The 6,471-nt window shown below is 43.3% G+C and carries 3 protein-coding genes and 1 pseudogene; 3 read left to right on the top strand and 1 reads right to left on the bottom strand.

The features are described from left to right. Nucleotides 1-191: pseudogene (locus tag C9J03_RS21585) on the top strand (hypothetical protein); the annotation flags it as partial. A gap of 44 nt (nucleotides 192-235) precedes the next feature. On the opposite strand, the gene C9J03_RS21580 reads toward C9J03_RS21585, so the two are convergent. Next, nucleotides 236-1,258: an acyltransferase family protein gene (locus C9J03_RS21580; RefSeq protein ID WP_044623213.1), complete on the bottom strand. Its 1,023-nt coding sequence runs from the start codon at nucleotides 1,256-1,258 to the stop codon at nucleotides 236-238. 321 nt (nucleotides 1,259-1,579) lie between these two features. Between C9J03_RS21580 and C9J03_RS21575 the strand changes: the two genes are divergently transcribed. After that, nucleotides 1,580-5,632, top strand: a complete 4,053-nt coding sequence (locus C9J03_RS21575; RefSeq protein ID WP_082060602.1) for a TOMM system kinase/cyclase fusion protein — start codon at nucleotides 1,580-1,582, stop codon at nucleotides 5,630-5,632. 18 nt (nucleotides 5,633-5,650) lie between these two features. Continuing rightward, nucleotides 5,651-6,445, top strand: coding sequence for a BMA_0021/BMA_0022 family TOMM bacteriocin (locus C9J03_RS21570; RefSeq protein WP_044623214.1), 795 nt, complete (start codon nucleotides 5,651-5,653; stop codon nucleotides 6,443-6,445). The last annotated feature ends 26 nt before the right edge of the window (nucleotides 6,446-6,471 follow it).

Raw genomic sequence — 6,471 nt, 5'->3', positions numbered from 1 at the left:
AGCGCAATGCTTGGAAGCTAGCGATGTCAGAGAAAGGATGGTGGCATCTGGCTTTATCGCCGCAGCTCAATCAGGCCATGCCAGTTAAATGGTTCAAGGAGATGGGCATGTACTCATTGAGAGATGGATATGAGTCACTGAAAATATATTCGGAACCGCCGTATGCGACCCACGCTTGTACGGTGGTGTGAGAGGACGGAGGCCGTGAGGCCTCCTCCTACTCGATTGGGTACCGTTACCGGAGAAGTAGCGTCCGAAGTGGGGTTTTATTGATAAGAGCAACCACACCGTAGCTGATCAGGCAGGTCAGGACAAAGCGTAAAATATCGTTGGCGTAGCCTGTGATACCCAACAGGGGGAGGAGCTGCATCAAATAGATGATGATCAGCAGGTGGAGTAGGTAGATCCCCAGTACATGCTTGCTGATATTAAGCTTGGCGATTGATTGGCCAAACAGCGGGCGCTGTTTTAGCATGAGGAAAAGACCGGCTCCCCATAGCGGCGTACCCAGCAGAAAGTCATGCATATTGAACGGTACGTCATAGCGCATCAGAAACACCGCTTCTGCCATATGCAACCACATACCACATATCGCCAGAGCGGCAGCGTTACGAGCGCTTAGCTGGCAAGCGCTTTGCCTTATCTTGAAGCCCGCAGCTAATATCAGGGTGCTCATAAATGGTCCGTTGCGGGTGAACAGCGGCGATTCAAGGCCGGTTAGGGCACTATAGCTGCCAGCGGCTAGGCCAAACAGATAAAGTCCAATGGCGATTGGCAGGATAAGGTTTTGCTTTTTGAGATGGCAGCAAACAGCAATGACGGATAGGCCGCAAATTAATCCAGGAAGATACCAGAGGTGAACCAGACTGCCTTCGAATAGGGTATTGAGCGGCTGGGAGAGGAGATATTGCCAATAGCCGCTGCGCTCAGCCAGATAGCCTGCCTCCCAAGCTAACTGGAGGTTAAAGGGCACAAGGAAATATATTGCACTCCATACCAGCCAGACTTTCAGCAATGGCAGGCTGTATTGCTTCATTGTACTTGAAGGCAGGGCCGAAAGTTTCGGAGCGATAAAATAACCCGCCATGATGAAAAAGAGCGGCACGGCAAAACGACTGAGTTGGTTGATAAGCAGTCCCAGCCAAGGTTCGCTGTTAATTAAAGGTGCTTGTATGAAAATCTGGCTATGAATAGCGATGACGCCGAGAAGGGCCAGAAGCCTTCCGGCCTCGAAACTTGCAACGCGGTTGTTTGACATGGGGTTTGAGAGTGGTGAATAAGGCCTGTAATTTTATCAGCCACCATGGATTAAAGGCATCTATCTATCAATTGAACTGGAAAAAATGAGCGATGTATCAAATATTCCTCATATCACGAGGCTGATATTTACTTGTAGAAGGGAGTGGAGATGAGTGCCAACTCACATTATGAAACACGTTGAGTTATTGTTGTTTGATCATTTAATGAAGAACACCTATGTTTAGCTGAAGTTCGTTATTGATAATATGTGGTCCTCTTAGGATTATCAACGGTGAATAATTTTATAGTATGATCATTAACAGAATAACGAGAATTTGTAATGGAAATGGATTTCCACAGTCAATATTCAGTAGAAACGGCTTTTAACTCGCCTGATTATGAGTTATTAGAAAAGATAGGTGAGGGCGGTTTTGGTCAGGTGTATAAAGCCATTCAGCATAGTACCCAAAAGTTTGTTGCTATCAAGTTTCTGACCATTAGCGCTGCCTTCGATAAAGACAAAGCAAGACGATATATAGAACGTTTTAATCGAGAAGCTGATTTAATTCGACGCCTCAATCACCCAAATATTGTTAACCTTGTTGATAAAGGGCAACAAGGTGATTCACTGATTTATGCAGTATATGAATATATTGATGGGCGAACACTAAAAGAACATATTGAAATAAAGGGTGCTTTAAACCCTGTAGATACGGCAGAAATTATGGCTTGCGTCTTGGATGCCTTATCTCACGCCCATGAAAAAGGGGTAATCCATCGTGATATTAAGCCTTCAAATATAATGCTATATAAAGTCGGAGCTAAAATACATGTTAAAGTTCTTGATTTTGGTATCGCAACATTAAATAGTGACTTCAGACAGCTTGATTATAAAAGTATTACCCTGACCCAAGAAACACTAGGAACACCCACATATAGCTCGCCAGAGCAGTTGCGTGGTGAACCGCCTATAGCTCAGACTGATATTTATGTCTGGGGATTAGTTTTTCTTGAGTGTTTGACCGGAGTACCAACTATTACCGGTCGAAGCCTTGCCGCCATTTTTCATCAGCAGCTCAGCCCAACGAATATCCCACTTGGTGTTTTAGCTGGGCATAGTTCCTCCCAACTATTCCGTCGGGTATTAAACAAAAAACCTCAAGAAAGGCCGTTAAATACTGCAGAGTTATATCATGAATTCAGGAAGTTGAATTTTTCAAACCTTGTATGTAAATCGGTCTCTGATACGAACTATGATGTGGAAGGTGAAAGAACTGCTGCTCCATCGACGAGTCAGTATGATGAAACCTTGATAAATGATGGGAATTTTTCATACTCAAGGCTCACTGAGCGTAAACAGATCACTGTTTTGAGTGTGATATTGAGCTCAGGAGTCATAAATACACAACATCAGACTGCTCATTTTATAGAGCAAGATGTGATTGATACTTTCCATAGTGATCAACTTCAACAGAGCATTGATATTGCAAGCCGTTATGGCGCCGTGCATGTAGGTACTTTGGGGGATACTCTACTATTTTATTTTGGCTATCCGTCAGTCACAGATAATGACAGTCGCTTATGTAGTCGCGCAGCCCTAGAGATTGCAAGCAATATAAAGAAAAAGAATGCATTATTAAAAGGTAGTCATGGCATTGTTAGCCAAATCCAGATGGGAATTCAAATAGGGCTCATGCAAAGTTTGATTGGTCATATTCCTGAGGGGAAAGTTGCCCATGATGCTATGAAATTCAGCCGAATTGCCCTGCCAGGACAAATTGTCTGTTCGGAAAACGTCAAGCAGTTACTTGAGAGCCATCTTAATTTTGAGCGTTTGATTGGCGGTGAGAAGGAAAGTGCTTGTGAAGACTGTTTTGAGCAAAGGATGTATTTATTACGTTCTGAACGTTTGTCAGAAGCATTTGGTTTTTTACGAAGCACAAGGAAGAACCATGCCTTCATTGGCAGGGAAACTGAAGTCTCTGTATTAGACGATTTGCTTTCATGTTGTGATGCAAAGAAATTTGCCTATATAGAGGGTGAGGCGGGAATTGGTAAATCTCGCCTGCTCTTTGAACTCAGGGAGCGAAAAGCTGATTGGCGGCATTTAGTCGGGCAATGTTTGCCTGAACACCAGAACAACGCTCTGTTTCCCATACTGAATATGCTTAAAGCGAAGTATGCGTTAGAGCCTTTAAATGATGGGCAAAGGTTAGATCGTCTAAATCAGGCAATAGACATACTTCCATTACCTCAAGAGCATAAACTTCAGGGACTTGTTGTTTTGGCCTTGTGGTTGAACTTGGAGGTGGATGGCTGTCGGGAGAGGGCCTATATACTCGGTAACTTATCGCCAGCCTTACAGAAACAGCGTCTGTTTGAAATACTTGCCTATCTCTTGTGCCAAGTACGCTCCGGCATCTCAAGTAATATCCAGTATTCGAAGCATCACTTGTTCATTTTTGAAGACCTGCATTGGGCTGATCCAACGAGTGTTGAGTTCATTAAGTTCATCGCTGAATCGGACTCGTTTAATGCTAATGAACACGCTTGGTTCAATACATCCCGCGAACCACTTCCCTCACTGCTAGGAGGTACTTCTTTCGTCACTGTTCATCTCGAGCGCCTAGATCATATGGTCGCGATGACTTTCGTGAACTCTCTTTTCGACCAGCAGATTTTGTCTTCTAGGCTAAAGGAATTTTTGAACGAACGTGCAGATGGTATTCCGCTGTTCATCGAAGAGTTGGTTCTAACGCTACAGGAGCAAAAACTGGTTAGGAAAGTGAATGGTACTGTTGATTTGGTTAATGAACATAATCTGAATCAGATTCCGGCGACCTTGCGAGAATTACTTCATCAGAAGTTAGACAGGCTTAGATACGCAAAACCTACAGCACAGCTTGCTGCAACGATTGGACGTGCGTTTGATTATGATCTCCTGGTATTGATTTCAGGTAAGGATGAAGCAGAGATCCAAGTTGATTTGGAGGAATTGGTAAAAGCTGAATTGGTTTATCCGCAACGCCAAATTGAAGGGGATAAGTATCTGTTTAAGCATGCCTTAGTAAGGGATACTGCTTATGAAAGCATGGATAAGAAAACGTTGCAAAATGCGCATTTGCGAATCGCTGAGGTGTTAGTCAATAACTTCCCGGATAGGGTGAGCGAGCAGCCCGGTGAAGTCGCCGAGCACTTTGCCCGAGCTTCACAGTATGAGTTGGCGATTGAGTTTGGTACGTCATCGGCAAACGCGTCACTAGCTAGTTTTGCTATAGAAGAAACAATTGAACAAAGTCAAAGAGTTTGCTGTTGGATCGAGAAAGTGTCACCGCCAGCGACTGTTGTAGATAAGATTGAGATCAATCGTATTTTGTTGCAAGCTTTGATGCTGAAGCTTGGCTGGGGACATCAACAGGTTTATGAGCGTATTGATAAAACAAAGAGCTTGTTTGCCGAGTTAACACCGTCACAGTACAGTCGGAGTGTGGTTTGGAGTTTAGTGTCTACTTTTGTTTATTATTTTGTCGTCGGCCAAAAAGACGGGATGGTCAGCCTGCATAATCATCTTAAAGGGATTCTGAAAAATAAAAATGACCCTGATATGGCTTTGGCTGCCTATATTATGCAAGGTTTTATATTTTTTAACGAAGCCGAATTTGAGCGAGCAAAATCCGCTTTTTTGAAAGTTGTTAACCTCTATAATGATAAAGAACACCAAGCATTGATATATTTATACGGATTGGATTTATACACTTGGGCTCAGTCGATACTAGGTATTGTATACTCTTATCAGGGGCATAATAATCTAGCAGAAGCGAGTGGTATAAAGGCCGTGAAATGGGCCAGGGAAATAGAGCACGTTCCTTCAATATGTATTGCTTTGCTTTACAAAGCCATTGTTGCCCAGTTCAACGCCGATAAACTGAAGGTAAAGCGTTACTCCGAAGAGATAATTACACTGTCTGATAGTTATAACCTTCCCGCCTATAAAGGTTACGCATCATTGTTAAATTTATGGTCCTTGGATTTACCGGATGTTGATACAGAAGCTAGTATTGTTAAGGCACTGAGAGAGATGAATTGTAATGCCTTTATTCCGTATTATGGATCATTACATGCAGATACGCTGATACGTAATGGGCAAACATCAGCGGCTATCAAGCTCATTGACGAATGCTTAATATCATGTGAAAAATTTAATGACTATAGCTATGAGGCCGAGCTCTATAAAAGGCGAGCAAATTGCTTCTTGCAGCAGGACATTCCTGATTATTCCAGGGCTAGCTCAGACTTAAAACATGCAATTAAGTTGGCCGAGTTAAGAGGAAACAGTCAGACATTACAGCAGTCAAAACACTACTTGTTACAGTTAAAAGAACAAACACACTAATTGTGAGAGGGTTATGTTATGGGTACAAGCGTTGCTGGTTATAAATCATCATTTAAGTCGATTGTCAGTTTTAGGACTGCATATTTAAAAGCAGTGGCAAAGTCGTGGAATGATGAGCAATTTAAAATCGGACTGCTGGAAGAAAATAATAACATTCTCGAGTGGGAGGCATTTATTGATTTATTACCGAATAAAAAGCCTCTGCCTTGGACGGCCAAAGTTTTTGTTTTTATACCCGAGCCGCTGGAAAATGGTTTTCCATTGAATACGCGCTGGATGCCAGGCCCGACAGCTGGCTGGTTCGGGATTAATGATGAATTTGTGATCAACTTACCTCCAGCCCCCGAAGATCCCGCAGAGTATGCAAGTGCTATCGCTGCCTACAACCAGATGTTTCCAACTTTGATGGGGACAACTGACGATAGCGATAGTGAAGGCCTGTCAGAAGACTTTGTGAATTTTAGTTGTGCGCTTTTGCAAGGGATCAGCCTATGTTGGGCGACGAAAGGTAATGGTGGCGGAAGTAGTACCCCTGATTTTGCCGAGCAGCTTGAGCTTCACGGCTTGGATGCACTAACAAGCCTTGTTGGTTTCGTAAACCCCTGGGGTTTCAATATTAAGTTCAAACAAGCACCAGAGGAGGCCATGTGGGATAAAGAGAATCAACGATGGTGCGGCTTATATAATGAAGTCAAACTCAACTATCCTGCGCCACCGAAGTCTGTTGATGGCTTTACTGATGATGCCATTAAGGCAATTGCGCTAGCGCAATATAATTCCGATGGGATGCAGTATCCATTTACGTGCCCATAAACCATGACTTCACAACAAATGGATAT

The organism is Photobacterium gaetbulicola, from assembly GCF_003025515.1.
Lineage (GTDB): Bacteria > Pseudomonadota > Gammaproteobacteria > Enterobacterales > Vibrionaceae > Photobacterium > Photobacterium gaetbulicola.
The sequence above is the reverse complement of the archived record's forward strand: the minus strand, read 5'-3'. Positions and strand labels throughout refer to the sequence as shown.

What these genes read in the sequence shown, in the direction of transcription:
- C9J03_RS21580 (WP_044623213.1), bottom strand. Translation starts at nt 1,258, where the DNA reads ATGTCAAACAACCGCGTTGCAAGTTTCGAGGCCGGAAGGCTTCTGGCC.
- C9J03_RS21570 (WP_044623214.1), top strand. Translation starts at nt 5,651, where the DNA reads ATGGGTACAAGCGTTGCTGGTTATAAATCATCATTTAAGTCGATTGTC.
- C9J03_RS21575 (WP_082060602.1), top strand. Translation starts at nt 1,580, where the DNA reads ATGGAAATGGATTTCCACAGTCAATATTCAGTAGAAACGGCTTTTAAC.